The sequence below is a fragment of the Streptomyces ficellus genome (genome assembly GCF_030406405.1).
Classification (GTDB): domain Bacteria; phylum Actinomycetota; class Actinomycetes; order Streptomycetales; family Streptomycetaceae; genus Streptomyces; species Streptomyces ficellus_B.
The window spans coordinates 105,444-126,761 of record NZ_JAUEPL010000003.1 but is presented as its reverse complement, the minus strand read 5'-3'; the positions used below and the strand labels follow the sequence as shown (position 1 = coordinate 126,761).

The following is a 21,318-nucleotide window of genomic DNA, read 5'->3' as shown; positions in this document are numbered from 1 at the left end:
CGCCCCTCTGCCCGGCACCGGTGTCACGCCCCCTTCCGCGCCACCGCGAAGATGCGGCGGAAGGGGAAGACCGTGCCGTACGGGCCGGGCGGGTAGGCCTTGCGCAGCAGGTCGCGGTACTGGGTCAGGAACTCGGCGACGGCCTCGTCGTCACCGTCCAGGACGGTGAGGACCGGGCGCAGCGCGGTGCCCTTCACCCAGTCCAGGACGGGGTCCTCGCCCTGGAGGAGCTGGGAGTAGACCGTCTCCCAGACATCGGCGGTGCAGCCGAGGTCGGAGAGGCGGGTGAGGTAGTCGGCGGCATCGAGGATATGGACGAAGCGGTGGCCGTGCCCACCGAGGCGGGCGCGCCACTGGGGCGACTCGCACAGCTCGCCGAGGATCGCGTGGCTGGGTGAGGTGAAGTTGCCGGGGACCTGGAAGGCGAGGATGCCGCCGGGGACCAGCCCCTCGGTCCAGACGGGCAGCGATTCGGGATGGTTGGGTACCCACTGGAGCGCCGCGTTGGAAATGATCAGGTCGTACGGCTCGTCAGGTGTCCAGTGCGCGGCGTCGGCGGGCCGGAAGTCGAGCCAGCCGCCGCCGGGGGTGGTGCCGGCGTGGTCCTTCTTGGCCTGTTCCAGCATCTCGGGTGAGAGGTCGAAGCCGGTGATGCGCGCGTCCGGCCAGCGCTCGGCGAGCAGCGCGGTGACGTTTCCCGGGCCGCACCCGAGGTCGGCGATACGGGGAGGACGCCCTTGCGCCGTGGCGGGCAGCTCGGGTATGCGAGCGAGCAGGTCCAGGAACGGGCGTGTGCGGTGTGAGGAGTGGCGCAGGTACTGCTGTGGATCCCACGTTGGCGCGGAATGCATGTTCGAGCCCCCTTGCTGGAACGTCATACGGAAGCGGAAGAGTGTCCCGGCCCCGTCATGCCCAATGGTCCAGGAGAGTATTTCTTGACGTCAAGAGACTTCACGTCGACAGATCGCCTACACTGATCGCCATGGAGGACGAGGTCGACCGACTGGTCGCTGCATGGCGCCGTGAGCGCCCCGACCTCGACGTGGAACCGCTCGAGGTGCTCAGCCGGGTCTCACGGCTGGCCCGGCATCTGGACCGGGCCCGCCGGCTCGCCTTCTCCGAGCACAACCTGGAGCCCTGGGAGTTCGACGTCCTGACGTCACTGCGCCGCGCGGGCGCCCCCTACCAGCTCTCCCCCGGCCAGCTGCTCACCCAGACGCTGGTCACCTCCGGCACCATGACCAACCGCATCGACCGGCTCGCCAAGAAGGGTCTCGTCGAACGGCTGCCCGACCCGAGCGACCGGCGCGGCGTCCTGGTCCGCCTCACCGCCGAGGGCCGCGACCGGGCCGACCAGGCCCTCGCCGGGCTCCTCGCCCAGGAGCGGGCCATCCTGGCCGAGCTGTCCCGCGCGCAGCGCGCCGAACTGGCCGCGCTGCTACGCCAGCTGACCGCCCCGTTCGACAACATCCCCGGCTAACTCGGCCGGCCCCACACCCGCCCGGCGGGCCAGTGCCACCGCCGCCAGCGTGGAGTGCACGCCCAGCTTCCCCAGCACGTTCTGCATATGCGTACGGACCGTGTGCGGGGACAGGAACAGCCGCTCCGCCACCGCCTTGCGGCCCAGGCCCGCCACCATGCACCGCAGCACCTCGCGCTCGCGCGGGGTGAGCGACTCCACCAGCCGTTCACTCTCGGTGCGGTGCTTGCGCGCGGCCGTCAGCTCCCGCAGCACACCGGTGAGCAGCGCGGGCGGCAGATGGGTCTCGTCGCGCAGTACACCCCGTATCACCGTCAGCAGCCGTTGCAGCGAGCAGTCCTTGGCCACCCAGCCGGACGCCCCCGCCTGGAGGGCCAGCGCGGCCCGGCGCGCGTCGTCCTTCTCGGCCAGCACGACCGTACGCACCTCGGGCCGGCCCTCGCGGACCCCGGCCACCAGCGAGATACCGTCCACGGCGCCCTCGCCGTCGTCCGGCACGGCGCGGGGCGCCACCACCGAAGGCGTGACCGCGGAGACCGCCGGCGTGCCCGGGGCGGGCGGGGGCGTGGCCGCCGCGCCCAGGTCGGCGTCGACCAGCAGCACGTCGAACCGGCGGCCCTCGGCGGCCGCGCGGTCCAGGCAGCGCAGCGCGGCGGGGCCGCTGCCGGCCGCCGCGACATCCACGTCGGGCTCGGCCGCCAGAGCGGCGGCGAGCGATTCGGCGAAGATGCGGTGGTCGTCCACCACCAGAACCCGGATACGGACCACTGACACCCCCAAGTGTCGAGAAGCGGAGCAGCTGCGGGTACGGCGCCCGGAGTTGAGGTGTCCAGTGGTCGCGCGGCCGCCGCCGTGCAGTGACTGTTACCCCCGCCCCGGGCGTCGTACCCGGCTTCTCTCGCCCCCTGATCAACACCGGCCCCCACCGGTGCTGTGCACAGACTACGACCGGGCGGGCGAAGGGGGAGGGTGATTGGCCGAACTCACGGCTTCGGCCCGTCCGCCGGGGACGGGCCGAAGCCGTGCCGCCCGTCCGCCGGGGACGCGGCGGGCACCCACGCTCACCCGATGCGGCGCGCCCCCGCCGACGGCACGGCCGGGAAGACCCGCGGGGCCGTGTACCCGGCCGCCGCGAACGCCTCCCCGACCGCCTTGGTCACCGTGTCCGCGTCCGCCGCCTCGACCAGCACGATCGCCGAGCCGCCGAACCCGCCGCCCGTCATCCGGGCGCCCAGCGCCCCGGCGGCGTTCGCGGCCGACACGACGAGGTCCAGTTCCGGGCAGGAGACCCTGAGGTCGTCGCGGAGCGAGGTGTGGCCCTCCGTCAGGACGGGCCCGACCGCGCGCACGTGCCCCGCGTCCAGCAGCGCGACGGTCCGCTCCACCCGGTGGTTGTCGGTCACCACGTGGCGGACGTACGAGCGAACCGTTTCATCAGCCAGCCGCCCGAGGGCGTCGAATAGATGCGCGTACTCGACCTCGCGCAGCGTGCGCACACCCAGCGCCCGCGCACCGGCCTCGCATCCGGCGCGCCGCTCTGCGTACGCGCCGTCCCCGAGCGCGTGCTTCACCCGGGTGTCGACGACCAGGAGCTGAAGGCCCTGTGCGGCGAGGTCGAACGGCACGTGGCGCTGCGTCAGGTCCCGGGTGTCGAGGTACAGGGCGTGGCCCTCGGTGCAGCACGCCGACGCCATCTGGTCCATCACGCCGCACGGGACGCCCACGAACGCGTTCTCGGCGCGCTGTGCCAGGACGGCCAGTTCCCGCGGCGCCAGCCCGAGCCCGTACACGTCATTGAGGGCGAGCGCGGTGACGACCTCCAGGGCGGCCGACGAGGACAGGCCGGCTCCGGTGGGCACGGTCGAGGCGAGGTGGATGTCGGCGCCGCCGACCCGGTGGCCCGCCTCGCGCAGCGCCCACACCACACCGGCCGGGTAAGCGGCCCACCCGGTGTCGGAGAGCGGCTCCAGCGCCTCGACGCCGAGCTGGATCACGCCCTGGTCGGCGTCGGCCGAGTGGACGCGCAGCTGCCCGTCGTCCCGCCGGGAGACCGCGGCGACCGCGGTGTGCGGGAGGGCCAGCGGCATCACGAAGCCGTCGTTGACGTCGGTGTACTCGCCGATGAGGTTGACCCGGCCCGGCGCGGCCCACACGCCCTGCGGCGCGTACCCGTACAGCTCGCGGAAGCCCTCCGCGACGGCTCCGCCCCCGGTCTCTCCGCCCCCGGTCACCGCCCCGCCTCCCGCTTCCGCGCGAACTCCCACGCGTCGGCCACGATGCCCGCGAGGTCCGGCCGGGACGGCTGCCAGCCGAGCCGCTCGCGCGCGGTGACGGCCGAGGCGACCAGCACGGCCGGGTCACCGGCACGGCGCGCGGCGACGACCTCGGGAACCGGGTGGCCGGTGACCTCCCGTACGGTCTCGATGACCTCGCGGACCGAGAAGCCGTTACCGTTGCCGAGGTTGCAGATCAGGTGCTCGCCGGGGGTGACCGCGTCCATCGCGAGCAGGTGTGCCTCGGCGAGGTCGGCGACATGGATGTAGTCGCGTACGCAGGTGCCGTCGGGGGTGGGGTAGTCGTCGCCGTACACCGAGATCGACTGGCGCCCGCCGAGCGCGACCTGGAGCACGAGCGGGATGAGGTGGGACTCGGGGTCGTGGCGCTCGCCGCAGTCGCCGTACGCGCCCGCCACGTTGAAGTACCGCAGGGACGCGGCGGCCAGGCCGTGCGCGCGGGCCTCGCCGGTGATCATGTGGTCGACGGCGAGCTTGGAGGCGCCGTAGGGGCTGGTGGGCGCGGTGGGGTCGGTCTCGGTGACGGGGGTGGAGACCGGCTCCCCGTACGTGGCGGCGGTCGAGGAGAAGACGAGCCTGCGCACCCCCGCGTCGCGCATCGCGGCGAGCAGGGCCATGGTGCCGCCGACGTTGTTCACCCAGTACTTCTCCGGGTCGGTGACGGACTCGCCGACCTGGCTGAACGCGGCGAAGTGCAGGACGCCGTCGTAGGAGGCGTCGAGGTGGCGGGCGGCGTCCTGGACGCGGCCCTCGATGAAGCGGGCGCCCGCCGGGACTCCCTCGCGGAACCCGGTCGACAGGTCGTCCAGGACGGTGACCTCGTGTCCGGCCTCCAGCAAATGCGCGGCGACCACACTGCCGACATAGCCGGCCCCGCCCGTAACCAGATATTTCACGCGCTCGCTACCTCTCGCAGTCGCCGGGCCGCGGCCTCCGGCGGCACGTCGTTGATGAATACGCTCATGCCGGACTCCGAGCCCGCGAGGAACTTCAGCTTGCCGGAAGTGCGGCGGATGGTGAAAAGCTCGAGATGCAGCGCGAACGCGTCGCGCCGCGGGTCGCCGAACGGCGCCTGGTGCCAGGCGGAGATGTACGGCGTCGGCGGCTCACCTTGCCCGAAGATCCGGTCGAAGCGCCTCAGGAGTTCCAGATAGACCTGGGGGAACTCCGTGCGTGCCGCGTCGTCCAGCGCCCGCAGGTCGGGGACGCGCCGTGTGGGGTAGAGGTGGACCTCGTACGGCCAGTGCGCGGCGTACGGCACGAAGGCCACCCATTCGCCGGTCTCCAGGACCACCCGTTCGGCCTCGGCGCGCTCGCGGGCGACCACGTCGTCGAAGAGGTTGCGGCCGGTGGCGGCGCGGTGGTCGTCGAGCGAGCGGAGCATCAGCGCCGTACGGGGAGTGGTGAAGGGGTAGGCGTAGATCTGGCCGTGCGGGTGGCCGAGGGTGACCCCGATCTCGGCGCCCCGGTTCTCGAAGCAGAACACCTGCTGGACGTGGGGGAGCTCGGCGAGTTCGGCGGTGCGGTCCGTCCAGGCCTCCAGGACGAGTGCGGCCCGTTCCTCGGTGAGATCGGCGAACGAGGCGTCGTGGTCGGAGGTGAAGCAGACGACCTCGCAGCGGCCGGAGTCATCGGCGAGGGAGGGGAAACGGTTCTCGAAGACGACGACGTCGTAGTCACCGTCCGGTATCTCGCTGTGCCGGCCGTCCCGTGAGGGACACAGCGGGCATGCGTCGGCGGGCGGGTGGTAGGTGCGGCCCTGGCGGTGCGAGGCGATGGCGACCGAGTCGCCGAGCAGCGGGTCGCGGCGGACCTCGGAGGTCGTGGAGATCGGGTCGAGCGGCCGCGGGTCCACGGCGTCACGTACGACGTCGTCCCGCAGGTCGTAGTAGACCAGCTCACGCCCGTCGGCCAGCCGGGTCGACGTCTTCTTCACTCCGGGACTCCTCGCTCACACGCGGTGGCACGCACACTCATTCAACAGAAACAAACACAACCAACCATACTCGAACAGTCACGTCAATGGGTGAGCCAATGAGCCAGTGAGTCAGCGGGGCGCGGGTAAGCGCTTGCAACGGACATATCGCCTGGCGCACTCGCCATCGACAAAGAACCCAACAGAGACCACCAGAGTCGACCGGGGCCCGCCGCCCGTCACACCGGGCCGGGCCCCTCCGCCCCGGGTCGGTGCGGGCCGGGGTGCCCGTTTCGCGCACCGGCGGCCGCCCGGTCCAGCAGGCCCGTACGGGCGGCGAGGGCGGCGGCCTCCAGGCGTGACCCCACGCCCAGCTTCATCAGCACGCGCTGCACATGTGTGCGCGCCGTGCTCGGCGCGATGCCCATGCCGGCCGCGATCAGCCGCGTGTCCTCGCCCTCCGCGACCCGTACCAGCACCTCGACCTCACGGGGCGTCAGCATCCGCAACAGCCGCCGGCCCTCGTCGTCCGGCTGCGCGGCCGGGTTCAGCAGCTCGGTGAAGGCACCCTGCAACAGCTGCGGCGCCACCGCCGCCTCACCCGCCCGCGCCTTGGCCATGGCGCGCTCCACGCCCTCGATGCGCTCGTCGTGGCGGACGTACCCCGAAGCACCGGCCGCGAACGCCGCCGCGATCCCGCGCGGGCTGGGCACCGGCCCGAGCACCACGACCGCCACCTGCGGACGCTCCCGCTTGATCGTCACGATCGGGTCGAAGACCCCGGGCTCGGCCGGTGCCGCCGTCCCCAGCAGGCACACCTCGGGCGCCCTGCTGACCACCAGCTCGGCCGCGCCCGCCGTGGGCGCGGTGGCCGCGAGCACCCGGTGTCCGCGCAGCCTCAACGCCGAGGCGAGCGCCTCGGCGAGAAGTCGGTGATCGTCGACCACCATGAGCCGCACGCCCATCCACCATCCCCCCATCCCCCGGGACCGGCCCCCCGCCGCACCCCGGCACTGTTGACCCGGCAAGCTACACGCTTGTTCGACGTTGCGCGCCCCCTACCTGCCAGAAGCCCCCCAGAATGTCGAATTCTTCGTCAAACAGGGCTACTTGAGACTCACCAAGTGGACGGCCCGGCACATCGCGGATCGATGTGCCGGGCCGGGCCGGAGGCTGGGTGCGCTCAGTTCGTGGTGAACGACATCGCCAGGTACTTCTTCTCGTCGGAAGAGGACGAGCTGCGCTCGGACAGCATGTTCTCGGACAGGAACAGCCGCCCACCGGCGTACAGCATCTCGTTGTACTCCAGCGAGAAGCTCTCCTCCGCGTCCCGGACGGCTTCGTCGGAGGGGTTCTCCATCAGGACCGTCTGCTTGAAGGTGGAGCCGTCGATGCTGACGACCTGGCCGCCCTTGTCGTACGGGGGCACCTTGTACGCGATCAGGTTGGCGCCGTCCATGCGCAGCGGGACCATCGAGTACCGGTCTCCCGCGTCGGCCTTGTCGGTGGTCGGCTTGCCGGTGGTGAGGTCGAAGGAGACGATCTCGTTGGTGTCCCCGTACTCGCCGCCGCCCTCGTGGTCCTCGGTCGGCAGGTAGAGCCGGTTGTTGCCGACGACGAGCTTCTCGCACGCCTCGACCTCGGTGGAGCCGCACTCGCCCGCGTACCGCTCGGCGTTGGCCGAGATCTTGGCCTTCAGCTTGCCGGTCTTCTCATCGATGGAGAAGAAGTCAGAGATGCCGGAGCCGTCACCGGCGGTGTCGCCGACATCGGCCGCCACGACCAGCGGCTTGGTGGAGACGACGCTCGCGTACTCGACGCCTGTCGGCATCTTGTACGAGGAGATCGGCGCCCCGGTCCCGGGCTCCAGGTTCTGGATGAGGACGTACTGGTTGTCGTACGGACCGCACTTGCGCGCGGCGACCAGGCCCTCGCCGCCTCCGTAACCCATGTCGTAACAGGAGTCGGCGTCGACCTGCGGCTTCCACAGCTCCTTGCCGGTGGTCAGGTCCCAGGCCGCGCCGCCGTCCGTGCCGCCCGCCGCGACGGTGGAGGCGCCCAGGGTGACCTCGTTGTACGCGACCTTCCTGTCACCGGCGTTGCCGCCGGAGACGGACCTGGTCCACAACAGCTTGCCGGTGTTCAGGTCGATGGCGCCGACCTCGGTGCACGGCTGGAAGTTCTTCGGCGGCACACGCTTGGTGGCCTCGAAGGCGATGGCGGTCTTGTTGTCCTTCATGTGGCGCGACACCGCGCACACGTCACCGGGGAGCTGGAGGGTCCACAGGGGGGTGCCCTTGGCGAGGTCGTGGCCGACGACGGAGCGGACGTTCGTCTTGACGTACGCCTTGTCCGTGACCCATGAGCCGCCCACGAACGTCAGGTCGCCGACCTCGGGCTGGGGCAGCTGGAAGGCCACCCTGGACTTGGTGTTCGCGGGCACCTTCTCCTTGCCGCCGAGACCTTGCTGGCCGCCGTCCTTGCCGCCGTCGGCGGCGCCGGAGGAGCCCTTGGCGTCGTTGGTCTTCTCGCTGCCTCCGCTGCCGGCGGCGTACCAGACACCGGCGGCGATGATCAGGACCACCGCGACGGTCGCGGCGATGATGATCTGCGTCGGCGTGGACAGCTTCTTGACGCCGCCGGGCCCGCCCGGCATGGGCGCGGGCTGCCCCATGGGGTGCATGGGAGCGGCCGGGTAGCCGGAGCCGTACCCGGGCTGCTGCCCGGGAGCCTGGTACGGGGCCTGGGGGTAGCCGTAGCCGGGGGGCTGGGCGGGCGGCGTCTGGGGATAGCCGTACGCGGGGTCCTGCGGCGGCGGCGTGGGGGCGCCGAAGCCGGGCGGAGGGTCCTGCGGGGCACCGAAGCCGCCCGGCTGCGGCGAGCCGGTTGGCGGGCCGGGGGGCTGGTTCGGCGGGGGGCCCGGGGGCTGGTTCGGCGGTGGCGGCGGTGGCTGCGTCATGGGCTATGTACCTCTGAGGATCTGAAGAAGGGCGAGCGGGGCGGCGGCCCTCACTTCCCGAAGGCCATCATCGTCTTGGTCTGCTTCTCCTCCGCGTCATTGCGGGCGCTCACGCGGCCGCTGACGATGAAGAAGCGGCCGTCCGCGTAGGCGTACTGCGGCGAGTAGAAGTCGCGCTCGATCTCGGCCGTGGACGCCGGGTGCTGGAGCAGCACCTTGGGGCTGCCGCCGGTCGGGGCGAGCGTGGCGACGGCGCCGCCGCGGTCCCAGGAGCCCTCCATGTACATCAGGACGTCGCCGCCCTCCATGCGCAGCGGGGTCGCGGTCCGCTGCGGGCCCGCCGGTGCGCGCCACTTGGGCTTGCCGGTGTTCAGGTCGAAGGCCACCACGTCGTTGGTGCCGTTGCTGACCTGGGTCGGCACCGTCGCCATGTAGAAGGTGGTCGCGTCGGCGGCGACACCGACGCAGCCCTCCAGGTTCTGGCCGAACACGACGAAGCTGCCGCCGCAGTCGGGCTGGAACTTGTCCTTGCCGCCGTCGAGCGTCGAGCGGAGCTTGCCGGCGTCCGTCAGCGCGATGACGCTCCACTTCTTGCTGTCGGGCTCGGTGGTGGAGACGACCAGCGGGCTCACCGAGAAGACCTTGTCGACCTCCCAGTTGAGCGGAAGCCGGTACGTCCACTTCGGCTTGCCGGTCGTCGGGTCGACCTCGCTGACCTGGTGCTGGACCTTCTCGTAGTCACCCGTGGGGCAGCTCGACGCGGCGATCAGCTTGGGGCCGCCCGCGAACGCGAACGGCTTGCAGTCGGTGGACGGCTTGCCGAACAGCTGCGTGCCGTCCGCCAGCGAGAAGCCGTACGAGTTGCCGGTGCCCGCGGCCGTCACGGTGTTGCCGCTGATGGCCAGCGTGAAGTCGGAGAGCGAGCCGAAGCCCGTGCCCTTCGGGATGGGCTTCTTCCAGCCCGCCTTGCCGGTCTTGAGGTCGATCTGCTGCAACACGGTGCAGTCGGCCTTGTCGCCGGTCTTGTCGTTCAGGCCGATGACGATCGTGCCGTTGGCCGCGGGCGCGACCGGGGCGGCGCAGACCTCGGTGGTGAAGGGCAGGTCCCACTTCTTCTTGCCGTCGGCCACCGAGTAGCCCGAGAGGCCCTTGTACATCGCCTTGGCGATGGTGTCGCCGACGACCCACGGGCCGTGCACGTCCGCGCCGTTGCGCGGCAGGTCCACGTCGTTGGTGACCAGCCACTCGACCTTGGCCTCGCCCGGCTTGCGCCCGGCGTTGAGGTCGTCGTTGGCCTCACGCCCGTCGCCGCTGCCGTCGCCCTGGTCGGCGGACTCGGAGGTGGTCGGGTCCGGCGCGGCGCCGGAGCTCTTGGCGTCCGGCTTGGTGCCGCTGTCGTCGCCGCTGAGGGCGAGGTACGTGCCGCCGCCTATGACGAGCAGGGCGGCGACGGCCGCGCCGATGATGACGGCGGGCTTGCCCTTGAAGGGGCCTTTGCCCCCGCCGGGGGGAGGGGTGGGCGCGCCGGGGTACTGCGGCTGGGCCGGGTAACCGCCGTACGGGTTGGGCTGCCGGCCATAGGGCCCCGGCTGCGCCCCGTACGGGCCGGGCTGCTGGCCGGGCTGCTGGCCGGGCGCCTGCGGGTAGCCGTAACCGGGCTGCGCGGCCGGTGCCTGCGGGTAGCCGTAACCGGGCGCGGCGGCGGGCGCGTTGCCGTAACCAGGGGCGGCGGCAGGCGGGTTGCCGTAACCGGGGGCGTCAGGCGCGGTGCCGTAACCAGGCGCGGTGCCGTAACCGGGCGCGGCGGCCGGAGGCTGCGGGTACCCGGGTGCGGCGGTGGGCGGCTGGCCGGGCGCGGCCGGCGGCGTCTGGGACGGCTGCGGCATCTGCGGTGCGGCGGCAGGCTGTTGCGGCGGCACGCCCGGCCCGGCGGCGGGTGCGTGCCCCGGCCGGCCCGGCGGCACCCGCGGTGCGGCGGTCGGCGGCACCGGCGGCTGACCCGGCGCGGCGGGGGCGGCTGGCGGCTGGGGTGGGGCCGGGGGCTGGTGGGGCTGCTGGGGCGGGTCCTGCGGGGACCCGGAGCCTCCCTGCGGCGGTTGCTGGCTGGGCGGCTGAGTCATCAGCGCATCCCCCTTCGTGCGGCCCGCTGCCCGACCGGCCTCCCCCGCGATTCCGGCGCACACGTACCGCCGGAAAGGAGCGAATCGGACATGGATTCCGCAGTGTCACGTGAGTCGAGCGGGGCTTCTTTCTATCACCCGGCACTGACACGAAAAGGGCCGGTCCGCCCCCTGTTCCCAAGGGAGGACCGGCCCGTGACGCCGTCGTTATCGGCTCTCCACGCCTTCGCCACGCGTACGCGCTAGGAGGCGTCCTCGGCGAGTTCCAGCCACCGCGTCTCCAAGTCCTCGCGCTGGGCCGCGAGTTCTCTCAGCTCCGCGTCGAGTTTCGCCACCTTCTCGAAGTCCGTGGCGTTGTCGGCGATTTGGGTGTGCAGGGTGCTCTCCTTCTCGGAGATCTTGTCGAGCTGGCGCTCGATCTTCTGCAGCTCCTTCTTCGCGGCACGGGCGTCGCCCGCCGACTTCTCCTTGACCGGGGCGGACGCCGGGGACGGGACGGCCGCCTCGATCATCCTCTGGCGCCGCTCCAGGTACTCGTCGATACCGCGCGGCAGCATGCGCAGCGTGGCGTCGCCGAGGAGCGCGTACGTCCTGTCCGTCGTCCGCTCGATGAAGAACCGGTCGTGGGAGATGACGACCATCGAGCCGGGCCAGCCGTCGAGGAGGTCCTCCAGCTGCGTCAGCGTCTCGATGTCGAGGTCGTTGGTGGGCTCGTCGAGGAAGAGGACGTTCGGCTCGTCCATCAGCAGCCGCAGAAGCTGGAGGCGGCGCCGCTCACCACCGGAGAGGTCGCCGACGGGCGTCCACTGCTTCTCGTTGGTGAACCCGAACTGCTCGCACAGCTGCCCCGCCGTCATCTCCCGGCCCTTGCCGAGGTCGACGCGGTCACGCACCTGCTGGACCGCCTCCAGCACGCGCAGCGTCGGCGGCAGTTCGGCCACGTCCTGCGACAGGTAGGCCAGCCGCACCGTCTTGCCCACGACGATCCGCCCGCCCGCCGGCTGCTTCTCGCCCCCCGTGGTGGCGGCGTCGCCGAGGGCCCGCAGCAGCGAGGTCTTGCCGGCGCCGTTGACGCCGACGAGGCCGATGCGGTCACCGGGGCCGAGCTGCCAGGTGAGGTGCTTCAGCAGCACCTTCGGCCCGGCCGTGATGGTGACGTCCTCCAGATCGAAGACGGTCTTGCCGAGCCGGGCGTTGGCGAACCGCATCAGCTCGGAGGTGTCGCGCGGCGGCGGCACGTCGGCGATCAGCTCGTTGGCGGCCTCGATGCGGTAGCGCGGCTTGGACGTCCGGGCCGGGGCGCCGCGCCGCAGCCACGCCAGCTCCTTGCGCATCAGGTTCTGCCGCTTGACCTCCTCGGTCGCGGCGATGCGCTCACGCTCGGCGCGCGCGAAGACGTAGTCCGAGTAGCCGCCCTCGTACTCGTGGACCGCCCCGCGCTGCACGTCCCACATCCGTGTGCAGACCTGGTCGAGGAACCAGCGGTCGTGGGTGACACAGACGAGTGCGGAGCGCCGCTCCCGCAGGTGCCGGGCCAGCCAGGCGATGCCCTCGACGTCCAGGTGGTTGGTCGGCTCGTCCAGGACGATCAGGTCCTGCTCGGCGATCAGCAGCTTGGCGAGGGCGATACGGCGGCGCTCACCACCGGACAGCGGCCCGATGACGGTGTCGAGGCCCTGCGGGAACCCGGCCATCTCCAGCCCGCCGAACAGCCCGGTCAGCACGTCCCGGATCTTGGCGTTGCCGGCCCACTCGTGGTCGGCGAGGTCGCCGATGACCTCGTGCCGGACGGTGGCGGCCGGGTCGAGCGAGTCGTGCTGCGTGAGCACCCCGCTCCGCAGCCCGCCACTGTGGGTGACGCGCCCGGTGTCGGCCTCCTCCAGCTTGGCGATCATCCGGATGAGGGTGGTCTTGCCGTCCCCGTTGCGCCCGACGACACCGATCCGGTCCCCCTCGGAGACGCCGAGGGACACGCCGTCGAGCAGGGCACGGGTGCCGTACACCTTGCTGACTGCCTCGACATTGACGAGGTTGACTGCCATTTCACTCCTGTGCAGGGGGACGGGCCGACCTACCAGGGTAGCCGCCGCGGCCGGTGCGTCGGCGTCCGCGTGGGGCGGACCCCCACGGGGGGCGCGGCACCCGTGCGGTAGCGTGCGGCGTTCGTTCGAGCGCGGGGGGTGGCATGGTGATGGGCCGGTACGGGATGCGGGGCGTGGCCGCGATGGTGGTGCTGGTGGTGGCCGGGGGGCTGGCGGCCGGGTGCGCGGCGGAGGGTGCCGGGCCGGCCGCGAAGCCGTCCGGGAGCGTCCGGGCCGCCGCACAGCCGAAGCGCCTGATCGGCGGGGCCGGCACGCCGTGCGCCCTGCCGGTGTCCTTCGAGACGGCGCCCGAGTGGACGGCGGAGGCGGTGACGTCCGATCCCGCGATCGGCGTTCTCGACCAGGGCCCCGTCGTGCTGGCCTGCGAGATCGACGCGAAGCCCGCCGGGAACATCGGCTTCCTCCGCGTCTGGACCGGCGAGGCCGAGGCCGCCGCCAAGGGCGCCACGCCCCGCGAGATCCTGGAGGGCTTCATCGCGGCCGACACGTCCGCGAGCAAGGCCCGCTACCGGGACGTGGAGGCGGGCCGGCTGCCCGCCGCCGAGGTGACGTACACCGTCTCCGGTGAGTTCCAGGACGAGCCGAAGACCGAGCGCGCCCTCGCCGTCACCACCCCGCGCGGCGCGGTCGTGGTGCACCTGGGCGGCCTGGACACGGCGGAGCACCAGCAGATGCTGCCGGCGTACGAGCTGGCCAGGAGGACGATGGCCGTGACGGACTGACCCCTGCAGGCCATGGCGACCGCCGCCGGGCGTGACGTGGACCGCGATCCGCCTCACCGAGACCGGGTGGCCTCCCTCAGGCCGCCGAGGCCGGCCAGGACCGGCCTCTACCGCCCGGGGCGGGTCACCGTGTCACCGTGGACATGGGCGACGAGTCCAGCGGCGCTCGCCGCCGCAGGGTTCGCGGCCGGGAAGCCCGTGTCCCGCGAGCCCGCATCCGTGCCGCCCGTAGCCGGGGAGCCGACTGCCGCCGCTGACGCCCCACCTCACAGGCCGCCCCACCTCACAGGACGCGCGCGCCCGGCGCCGGGGACGTCGCCACGCGGGCCGTGCGGCAGGTGCCCGAGGCGAGCAGGGCTTCGGCGACCGTCCGGGCGGCGTCCTCGTCCTTGACCAGGAACGCGGTCGTGGGCCCCGAGCCGGAGACCAGGCCCGCGAGCGCGCCCGCCGCCGTGCCCGCCGCCAGCGTGTCGGCGAGCGAGGGGCGCAGCGACAGGGCGGCGGCCTGGAGGTCGTTGGCGAGGGCACCGGCCAGGGCGGCGGCGTCCCCCGTACGCAGCGCGTCCAGCAGCGCGGGTGAGGCGGCCGGTTCCGGGACGTCCGCGCCGGCCGCGAGCCGGTCGAACTCCCCGTACACCGCGGGTGTCGACAGCCCGCCGTCCGCGACCGCGAACACCCAGTGGAACGTGCCGCCCACCTCCAGCGGCGTCAGCCGCTCGCCGCGCCCGGTGCCCAGCGCCGCCCCGCCGATCAGGCTGAACGGCACGTCGCTGCCCAACTCGGCGCAGATGGCGAGGAGTTCGTCGCGGGAGGCACCCGTGCCCCACAGGGCGTCGCAGGCCAGCAGCGCGCCCGCGCCGTCCGCGCTGCCGCCCGCCATGCCGCCCGCGACCGGGATGTCCTTGGCGATGTGGACGTGGACGTCCGGGGTGATGCCGTACCGGGCAGCGAGCGCCATGGCCGCCCGCGCGGCCAGGTTGGACGCGTCCAGCGGCACCTGGCCGGCGTCCGGGCCCGAGCAGGTGATCCGCAGCTCGTCGGCGGGCGTGACGGTCACCTCGTCGTAGAGCGATACGGCGAGGAAGACGTTGGCCAGGTCGTGGAAGCCGTCGGGGCGTGCGGCGCCGACCGCCAGCTGGACGTTGACCTTGGCCGGTACCCGTACGGTGATGCTCACGCTGACTTGGCCTCCGCGATGCGTGCGAACTCTTCCACGGTCAGGGCCTCGCCCCGCGCCTGCGGCGAGATCCCGGCCGCGACCAGCGCGGCCTCCGCGGCCGCCGGTGACCCGGCCCAGCCCGCCAGCGCGGCGCGCAGCGTCTTGCGGCGCTGGGCGAACGCCGCGTCGACGACCGCGAAGACGTCCGCCTTCGTGGCGCTGGTTTTCACCGGCTCCGAGCGGCGTACCAGGGACACCAGGCCCGAGTCGACGTTCGGGGCGGGCCAGAAGACGTTGCGCCCGATCGCGCCGGCCCGCTTGACCTCCGCGTACCAGTTGGCCTTGACCGACGGCACGCCGTACACCTTGTTGCCGGGCCGGGCGGCCAGCCGGTCGGCGACCTCCGCCTGGACCATGACGAGGGTGCGCTCGATGGTCGGGAAGCGGTCGAGCATGTGCAGCAGGACGGGCACGGCGACGTTGTACGGCAGGTTCGCCACGAGCGCGGTCGGCGGCGGGCCGGGCAGCTCCCGCACGTGCATCGCGTCGGAGTGGACCAGGGAGAAGCGGTCCTTCTTCGCGGGCATCCGGGCGGCGATGGTCGCGGGCAGGGCGCCCGCCAGTACGTCGTCGATCTCGACCGCGACGACCCGGTCCGCCGCCTCCAGCAGCGCCAGGGTCAGCGAGCCGAGCCCGGGCCCGACCTCCACGACGACGTCCTCGGGCCGTACCTCCGCCGTCCGCACGATCCGGCGGACCGTGTTGGCGTCGATGACGAAGTTCTGGCCGCGCTGCTTGGTGGGGCGTACGCCCAGCGCTGCGGCCAGTTCACGGATGTCGGCGGGGCCGAGGAGGGCGTCGGGCTCAGTGGTGCTCACCGATACAGCCTACGGCCGCAGTGCGGCCACGGACTCGCCCCCCGCTGCACGTAGAGCTTCTTCGCCCGGTATGTCTGTTCGGCGGCGGGTGCGTCCTGGGCGACGCCGGTGCCGCCGAGGGAGCGCCAGGTGCCGGGGTCGAACTGGTACAGCCCGCCGTAGGTGCCCGACGCGTCGACGGCGTCCGGCCGGCCGCCCGACTCGCACTGGGCCAGGGCGTTCCAGTCGAGGTGGTCGGCGCCGGCGACGGAGGTGGGCATGGGCTTGGTGCCGACCTTCACGAGCCGGTCGACCGGCTCGCGTACGACCTCCTCGTCGATCCTGCGCGGTTCCTGCCGGACGCCGTTGACCGTGCGCAGCGCGTACGTGACACGTCGCGAGCCCTGCTGCCCCTGCCGCTCGACGACCTCGGTGCCGGTGAACAGCGACGGGTCCTCCACCCTTTCCACCTCGTACGGAATGGGCTCCTCGCGCACCTCCCTGCCGCTGGTGATCCGCATGACGGTGATCGTCTGGCCGTCGCGCGGGAAGCTGCCGGGCGGTACGGAGGTCGTGTCCTGGCCGCTGAGGGTGATCCCGGCCTGTTCGACGGCCTCGCGGACGGTGGCGGCGTTGGTGCGGACGGTGCGCTCGCGGCCGTCGGCCATGAAGGTCACGGTGCGTTCGGTGCGTACGTCGAGGGCGAGCCCGCGGCGGGAGATGGGGGACGAGCGGGACACGGACAGGTAGGCGCCCTCGGCGCGGACGCCGAACTGGCGCAGCGCCTCCTCGACGGTGCGGGCGGTGGTCCACACCTGACGGCGGCTGCCGTCGAGGGTGAGGGTGAGGGGACGGCCGTAGCGCAGGACGACCTCGTCGCCGCTGGCGAGGGCGGCGTTCGGGCCGGGGGCGACGAGGTCGTGCTCGCCGACGTTCAGGCCCTCGTCGGCGAGCAGCTCGGACACGTCGTCGGCGAAGGTGTGCATGGTGCGGGGTACGCCGTCGACGCTGAGCCGTACGGCCTTGTCGCTGGCGACGAACGCGCTGGTGCCGCCCGCGAGGAAGGCCACGACCAGGGCCTGCGGGACCAGCCGCCGCAGCCCCTCGGGGGCGGCCGGAGAGGCGGCCTTGCGGCGGCGTGCGGCACGGCGGGCCTCGGCGCGGCCGCCCACGGGGGCGGGCGTTGGCACCCGTGCGGGGATGTCCAGGGGCGCGGCCCCCTGCCCCGGCAGGGTCGAGGTCCCGAGACCGGACCCCGGGACGGTGGTGGTCCTCAGACCGGGCGCCGGGACGGTGGCGGTCCCGAGTCCCCCGGCGGTGGCTCCCGGGACCGCCGTGATCGTCGGAGCGTCGGGGTCGGCGCCCTGGGCCGGCAGGAGCGGCTCGTACGCGACCGCGCCGCCTCCGTACCCGGCGACGCTCCGGTGTCTGCCCTGGGAGTAGCTCACGAGGCCGGGACCCTAGCGGAGGGCCGGTCACTCTCCAAAGCAAGCCGGTTACCGGGTGTCGCCAAGCGGGCCCTGCGAGCGGACCCGCCCGTTATCGCTCAGTAATCAAAGGCCCGTGCCGTGTTGACGGCGATCGCGGTCGACATGGCCTCCTCGTCGATACCCCGCACCGCCGCCATCGCCCGGACCGTGATCGGAACGAGATACGGGGCGTTGGGCCGTCCGCGGTACGGCGCGGGCGTCAGGAAGGGCGCGTCCGTCTCCACCAGGACCAGGTCCAGCGGGGCGACGGCGAGCGCGTCGCGCAGCGGCTGGGCGTTCTTGAAGGTGACGTTCCCGGCGAAGGACATGAAGTATCCCGCCTCCGCGCAGATCCGGGCCATGTCGGCGTCCCCGGAGTAGCAGTGGAAGACGGTCCGCTCGGGGGCGCCCTCCTCGGCGAGGATCCGCAGGACGTCGTCGTGGGCGTCGCGGTCGTGGATGACGAGGGCCTTGCCGTGCCGCTTGGCGATCTCGATGTGGGCGCGGAAGGACCGTTCCTGGGCGACCATGCCCTCCGGCCCCGTACGGAAGTAGTCCAGGCCGGTCTCGCCGACCGCCTTGACCTCGGGCAGCGCGGCCAGCCGGTCGATCTCGGCGAGCGCGTCGTCCAGCGCCGTGTCGCCGCCCGCCTCCCTCGCCCCCTGCCGGGACCAGCCGGCGGGGTCTCCGAGCACGATGCGCGGGGCCTCGTTGGGGTGCAGGGCGACGGCCGCCCACACGGGGTCGTACGCGGCGGCGGTCTCCGCGGCCCAGCGGGAGCCCTTGATGTCGCAGCCCACCTGGACCACGGTCTCGACGCCAACGGCCGCCGCCTTGGCGAGGGCCTCCTCGACGGTGCCGGACTGCATGTCCAGATGGGTGTGGGAATCGGCGACCGGCACCCCGAGGGGCTCGGGCAGCGGCGGCGGGGCGTCCTTGGAACTCATGCCCCGATCGTACGAAAGACCGGCGAAGACCGGCCCGGGCCTACTTGCGGTGGAAGGCGTGCAGCAGATCCGACAGGTGCCAGTGGTGCGGCTCCCTGGCGGGCGGCGCTTGCGCGGCCTCGGCCGCGGTCCGCTCCTGGGCGAGGGTCGGCCCGGCGGACCCGACGGACCCCTTCGTCGGCTCGGCCTGGTGCTGGGCGAGCAGTTCGAGCACCGAGGAGACCTGGCCGGCCCGCATGATCCGGACGCGGTGCCGTCCGCAGTTCACACAGGTGGGGTCGGAGAGCGGTGACGGCACCCGGTGGCCCCCCGCCTTGTACACGACGAACTCATGACCGCTGATGTCGGTGTGGTGCTCGATGTCGTAGGCCTGCTCCCAGCCGTACCCGCAGTTCATGCAGGCGAAGGCGTATGCCTCGTGGCCGGCCGGAGTATGTGTGGTCTCGCTCATGCCAGCTCCTTTCCACTGCACCAGTGGACGCCTTTACGGGCGGGAGTGCGTAGGCACCTGCCGAATGTTGGACCGGTTTTGGGGCTTTCCATGCCGAAAGGCCTGCCGCACGGTGCTGGTCTTTGCTTTTTACGATAGTCCTTTACCGTCCGCTGAGCCCTCGGGAGAGGCGTTCTTCGCCGCGACGACCGCGTCGAAGACCTCCCGCTTGGGCAGCCCCGCGTCCGCGGCGACCGCCGCGATGGCTTCCTTGCGGCGCTCCCCGGCCTCCTCGCGCACGCGCACCCTGCGCACCAGCTCGGCCGCGTCCAGTTCGGCGGGCCCGGTCTCGGGCGCGCCCTCCACGACGATGGTGATCTCGCCCCGTACGCCCTCGGCCGCCCAGCGCGCCAGCTCGCCCAGCCCGCCGCGCTTGACCTCCTCGTACGTCTTGGTCAGCTCGCGGCACACGGCGGCCCGGCGCTCCTCGCCGAACACCTCGGCCATCGCGGCGAGCGTGTCGTCGAGGCGGTGCGGGGCCTCGAAGTAGACGAGCGTGCGCCGCTCACCGGCGACCTCCCGGAGCCGGGACAGCCGCTCCCCCGCCTTGCGCGGCAGGAAGCCCTCGAAGCAGAACCGGTCCACGGGCAGCCCGGACAGCGCGAGCGCGGTCAGGACGGCGGACGGCCCGGGCACGGCGGTGACCTTGATGTCCCGCTCGACGGCGGCGGCGACCAGCCGGTAGCCGGGGTCGGAGACGGACGGCATGCCCGCGTCGGTGACCAGCAGGACCCGCGCGCCTCCCGTGAGGGCCTCGACCAGTTCGGGCGTACGGGCGGACTCGTTGCCCTCGAAGTACGACACGACCCGCCCGGTCGTGTGCACGCCGAGCGCCTGGGTCAGCCGGCGCAGCCGCCGGGTGTCCTCCGCGGCGACGACGTCCGCCCTCTCCAGCTCGGCGGCGAGGCGGGGCGGGGCGTCCGCGACGTCTCCGATCGGGGTCCCTGCGAGTACGAGCGTTCCGGTCACCGTTCCTGTCACAGGGGCCATCCTCGCAGCCCGGACGGGCGACTCGCACAGGTGCGTTCCCTACGATGGCGCGGTGACCAGTACTGCGCCAGAGGCACTGCACGGGCAGGACGCCGGGACCGCCGGGAGACAGCCGCCCCCATGGCAGCGGCGCCTTCGCCGTTTCGGCTACGCGCCGCGCCCGGTGACCGGCCTGCGCGAGCGGCTGGTGCCTCCGTACGTCCGGCCCTCGGACCGGGTGTGGACGGTGCTCGGTGTGCCGCCGTGGCGGGCGGAGCGGGTATGGCGGCTGGCGGCGTGGGGAGGGCCGCTGCTGGTGGCGCTCGTCGCGGGGCTGATGCGGTTCTGGCGCCTGGGCGAGCCCAGGGCGGTGATATTCGATGAGACGTACTACGCCAAGGACGCCTGGGCGCTGATCAATCAGGGCTACGAGGGATCGTGGCCCAAGAACGTCGACGCGTCGATCCTCAAGGACCCCGGCGCGGTGGCCGTCCCCACGGACCCGGGCTATGTGGTGCACCCGCCGGTCGGGAAGTGGGTCATCGGGGCCGGCGAGTGGCTGTTCGGGTTCGATCCGTTCGGCTGGCGCTTCATGGTGGCGGTGCTCGGCACGCTGTCGGTGCTGATGCTGTGCCGGATCGGCCGGCGGCTGCTGCGGTCGGCGTTCCTGGGGTGCCTGGCGGGCGCGCTGCTCGCGGTGGACGGGCTGCACTTCGTGATGAGCCGTACGGCACTGCTCGACCAGGTGCTGATGTTCTTCGTCCTGGCGTCGTTCGGCTGCCTGCTGATCGACCGTGACCGTGCGCGCCGCAGGCTCGCGGCCGCGCTGCCGGTGGACGAGGACGGGGTGCTCCGGCCGGACGCCGCGGTTGCGGAAACGCTGCGCCTGGGGTGGCGGCCGTGGCGTCTGACGGCCGGTGTGATGCTGGGCCTGGCGGCGGCCACGAAGTGGAACGGCCTGTTCTTCCTGGCCGCGTTCGGGGTGATGACGGTGCTGTGGGACGTGGGCGCGCGGCGCACGGCCGGTGCCTGGCGGCCGTACCGGACCGTGCTGAAGCGGGATCTGCTGCCCGCGTTCGTCTCGACGGTGCCGGTGGCGATCGCGACGTACATCGTGTCGTGGTCCGGCTGGATCTTCACGGACAAGGGCTACTTCCGGAACTGGGCCACCACGGACGGCAAGGACAGTTCCTGGTCCTGGCTGTTCCCGGACTGGTGGCGCAGCCTGTGGCACTACGAGGCCGAGGTCTACAGCTTCCACCGCAACCTGACGTCCGGGCACACGTATGAGTCCAACCCATGGAGCTGGATCGTGCTGGGCCGGCCCGTGTCGTACTTCTACGAGGACCCCGCGCCCGGCCAGGACGGCTGTCCCGCGAACGCGGCGGGGAAGTGCGCGCGCGAGGTGCTGGCGATCGGTACGCCACTGCTGTGGTGGGCGGCGTGCTTCGCGATCCTGTACGTCCTGTGGCGCTGGTTCTTCCGGCGCGACTGGCGGGCGGGGGCGATCGCGTGCGCGATCGCGGTCGGGTGGCTGCCGTGGCTGCACTACCAGGAGCGCACGATCTTCCTGTTCTACGCGGTGGTGTTCGTGCCGTACCTGTGCCTGGCGGTGGCGATGATGATCGGCGCGATGCTCGGGCCCCCGGGGCGCGGCGGCGCGGCCGAGCGGCGCCGGACGATCGGGGCGGTCGGCGCGGGGGTGCTGGTGCTCCTCATCATCTGGAACTTTATTTATTTCTGGCCCCTGTACACAGGGCAGCCGATTCCGATGGACTCCTGGCGCAACCGCATGTGGCTGGATACGTGGGTCTGAGTTCCGGTCGGGTAACGAC

The 21,318-nt window shown here is 72.6% G+C and carries 18 protein-coding genes; 3 read left to right on the top strand and 15 right to left on the bottom strand.

Annotated features, from left to right (window positions below; genetic code table 11):
• Positions 1–23: 23 nt before the first annotated feature.
• Positions 24–851, bottom strand: a complete 828-nt coding sequence (locus QWM81_RS03305) for a trans-aconitate 2-methyltransferase (RefSeq protein ID WP_290109912.1) — start codon at positions 849–851, stop codon at positions 24–26.
• Positions 852–982: 131 nt separating this feature from the next.
• Here QWM81_RS03305 and tamR point away from each other — a divergent pair, with 131 nt between their 5' ends.
• A complete protein-coding gene (tamR, locus tag QWM81_RS03300) occupies positions 983–1,480 on the top strand; it encodes a MarR family transcriptional regulator TamR (RefSeq protein ID WP_290109911.1) in 498 nt (165 codons plus the stop codon).
• Here tamR and QWM81_RS03295 read toward each other — a convergent pair.
• From QWM81_RS03295 to QWM81_RS03260, 8 genes are all read right to left on the bottom strand, one after another.
• Positions 1,439–2,248 (bottom strand): helix-turn-helix transcriptional regulator, encoded by an 810-nt coding sequence (locus tag QWM81_RS03295; protein WP_290110047.1) that lies wholly within the window; start codon positions 2,246–2,248, stop codon positions 1,439–1,441. The genes tamR and QWM81_RS03295 overlap by 42 nt on opposite strands.
• 293 nt (positions 2,249–2,541) lie before the next feature.
• Positions 2,542–3,711, bottom strand: coding sequence for a galactokinase (gene galK, locus QWM81_RS03290; RefSeq protein ID WP_290109910.1), 1,170 nt, complete (start codon positions 3,709–3,711; stop codon positions 2,542–2,544).
• Positions 3,708–4,670: a UDP-glucose 4-epimerase GalE gene (gene galE, locus QWM81_RS03285; protein WP_290109909.1), complete on the bottom strand. Its 963-nt coding sequence runs from the start codon at positions 4,668–4,670 to the stop codon at positions 3,708–3,710. Before galE ends, galK begins: the two co-directional genes overlap by 4 nt.
• Entirely contained in the window at positions 4,667–5,710 is a 1,044-nt protein-coding gene (gene galT, locus QWM81_RS03280) for a galactose-1-phosphate uridylyltransferase (protein ID WP_290109908.1), read from the bottom strand. The genes galE and galT overlap by 4 nt, the downstream gene beginning before the upstream one ends.
• A 218-nt stretch (positions 5,711–5,928) precedes the next feature.
• Positions 5,929–6,654 carry a helix-turn-helix transcriptional regulator gene (locus tag QWM81_RS03275; protein ID WP_290109907.1) on the bottom strand — a complete coding sequence of 242 codons (726 nt, stop codon included), beginning with the start codon at positions 6,652–6,654 and terminating at the stop codon, positions 5,929–5,931.
• A 218-nt stretch (positions 6,655–6,872) separates the two neighbouring features.
• Positions 6,873–8,648, bottom strand: coding sequence for an outer membrane protein assembly factor BamB family protein (locus QWM81_RS03270; RefSeq protein ID WP_290109906.1), 1,776 nt, complete (start codon positions 8,646–8,648; stop codon positions 6,873–6,875).
• Positions 8,649–8,698: 50 nt separating this feature from the next.
• On the bottom strand, positions 8,699–10,534 hold the full coding sequence (locus QWM81_RS03265; protein WP_290109905.1) for an outer membrane protein assembly factor BamB family protein: 1,836 nt from the start codon (positions 10,532–10,534) through the stop codon (positions 8,699–8,701).
• 476 nt (positions 10,535–11,010) lie between these two features.
• Entirely contained in the window at positions 11,011–12,810 is a 1,800-nt protein-coding gene (locus tag QWM81_RS03260; RefSeq protein WP_290109904.1) for an ABC-F family ATP-binding cassette domain-containing protein, read from the bottom strand.
• A 149-nt stretch (positions 12,811–12,959) separates the two neighbouring features.
• On the opposite strand from QWM81_RS03260, the gene QWM81_RS03255 reads away from it, so the two are divergent.
• Positions 12,960–13,592 (top strand): lipoprotein, encoded by a 633-nt coding sequence (locus QWM81_RS03255; protein ID WP_290109903.1) that lies wholly within the window; start codon positions 12,960–12,962, stop codon positions 13,590–13,592.
• Positions 13,593–13,875: 283 nt separating this feature from the next.
• Here the strand turns inward: QWM81_RS03255 and QWM81_RS03250 are convergent, their stop codons facing one another.
• The 6 genes from QWM81_RS03250 to rsmI form a co-directional block, all read right to left on the bottom strand.
• On the bottom strand, positions 13,876–14,769 hold the full coding sequence (locus tag QWM81_RS03250; protein WP_290109902.1) for a 4-(cytidine 5'-diphospho)-2-C-methyl-D-erythritol kinase: 894 nt from the start codon (positions 14,767–14,769) through the stop codon (positions 13,876–13,878).
• Positions 14,766–15,629, bottom strand: coding sequence for a 16S rRNA (adenine(1518)-N(6)/adenine(1519)-N(6))-dimethyltransferase RsmA (gene rsmA, locus QWM81_RS03245; RefSeq protein ID WP_290109901.1), 864 nt, complete (start codon positions 15,627–15,629; stop codon positions 14,766–14,768). The genes QWM81_RS03250 and rsmA overlap by 4 nt, the downstream gene beginning before the upstream one ends.
• On the bottom strand, positions 15,626–17,056 hold the full coding sequence (locus tag QWM81_RS03240; protein ID WP_435372315.1) for a resuscitation-promoting factor: 1,431 nt from the start codon (positions 17,054–17,056) through the stop codon (positions 15,626–15,628). The genes rsmA and QWM81_RS03240 overlap by 4 nt, the downstream gene beginning before the upstream one ends.
• A gap of 98 nt (positions 17,057–17,154) precedes the next feature.
• The gene (locus tag QWM81_RS03235) at positions 17,155–18,024 is read right to left on the bottom strand and encodes a TatD family hydrolase (protein ID WP_290109900.1); all 870 of its coding nucleotides are present in this window, start codon (positions 18,022–18,024) and stop codon (positions 17,155–17,157) included.
• 40 nt (positions 18,025–18,064) lie between these two features.
• Positions 18,065–18,475: a hypothetical protein gene (locus tag QWM81_RS03230; RefSeq protein ID WP_290109899.1), complete on the bottom strand. Its 411-nt coding sequence runs from the start codon at positions 18,473–18,475 to the stop codon at positions 18,065–18,067.
• 129 nt (positions 18,476–18,604) lie between these two features.
• Positions 18,605–19,504, bottom strand: a complete 900-nt coding sequence (gene rsmI / locus QWM81_RS03225) for a 16S rRNA (cytidine(1402)-2'-O)-methyltransferase (RefSeq protein ID WP_435372314.1) — start codon at positions 19,502–19,504, stop codon at positions 18,605–18,607.
• A 52-nt stretch (positions 19,505–19,556) separates the two neighbouring features.
• Between rsmI and QWM81_RS03220 the strand changes: the two genes are divergently transcribed.
• On the top strand, positions 19,557–21,299 hold the full coding sequence (locus QWM81_RS03220; protein ID WP_290109897.1) for a dolichyl-phosphate-mannose--protein mannosyltransferase: 1,743 nt from the start codon (positions 19,557–19,559) through the stop codon (positions 21,297–21,299).
• Positions 21,300–21,318: the final 19 nt, after the last annotated feature.

Excerpts from the sequence above, each read along its gene's own strand:
- QWM81_RS03305 (WP_290109912.1), bottom strand. The coding sequence starts at position 851 with ATGCATTCCGCGCCAACGTGGGATCCACAGCAGTACCTGCGCCACTCC.
- tamR (WP_290109911.1), top strand. The coding sequence starts at position 983 with ATGGAGGACGAGGTCGACCGACTGGTCGCTGCATGGCGCCGTGAGCGC.
- QWM81_RS03275 (WP_290109907.1), bottom strand. The coding sequence starts at position 6,654 with ATGGGCGTGCGGCTCATGGTGGTCGACGATCACCGACTTCTCGCCGAG.
- QWM81_RS03270 (WP_290109906.1), bottom strand. The coding sequence starts at position 8,648 with ATGACGCAGCCACCGCCGCCACCGCCGAACCAGCCCCCGGGCCCCCCG.
- QWM81_RS03265 (WP_290109905.1), bottom strand. The coding sequence starts at position 10,534 with ATGCCGCAGCCGTCCCAGACGCCGCCGGCCGCGCCCGGCCAGCCGCCC.
- QWM81_RS03260 (WP_290109904.1), bottom strand. The coding sequence starts at position 12,810 with ATGGCAGTCAACCTCGTCAATGTCGAGGCAGTCAGCAAGGTGTACGGC.
- QWM81_RS03255 (WP_290109903.1), top strand. The coding sequence starts at position 12,960 with ATGGGCCGGTACGGGATGCGGGGCGTGGCCGCGATGGTGGTGCTGGTG.
- QWM81_RS03235 (WP_290109900.1), bottom strand. The coding sequence starts at position 18,024 with ATGAGTTCCAAGGACGCCCCGCCGCCGCTGCCCGAGCCCCTCGGGGTG.
- QWM81_RS03230 (WP_290109899.1), bottom strand. The coding sequence starts at position 18,475 with ATGAGCGAGACCACACATACTCCGGCCGGCCACGAGGCATACGCCTTC.
- rsmI (WP_435372314.1), bottom strand. The coding sequence starts at position 19,504 with ATGGCCCCTGTGACAGGAACGGTGACCGGAACGCTCGTACTCGCAGGG.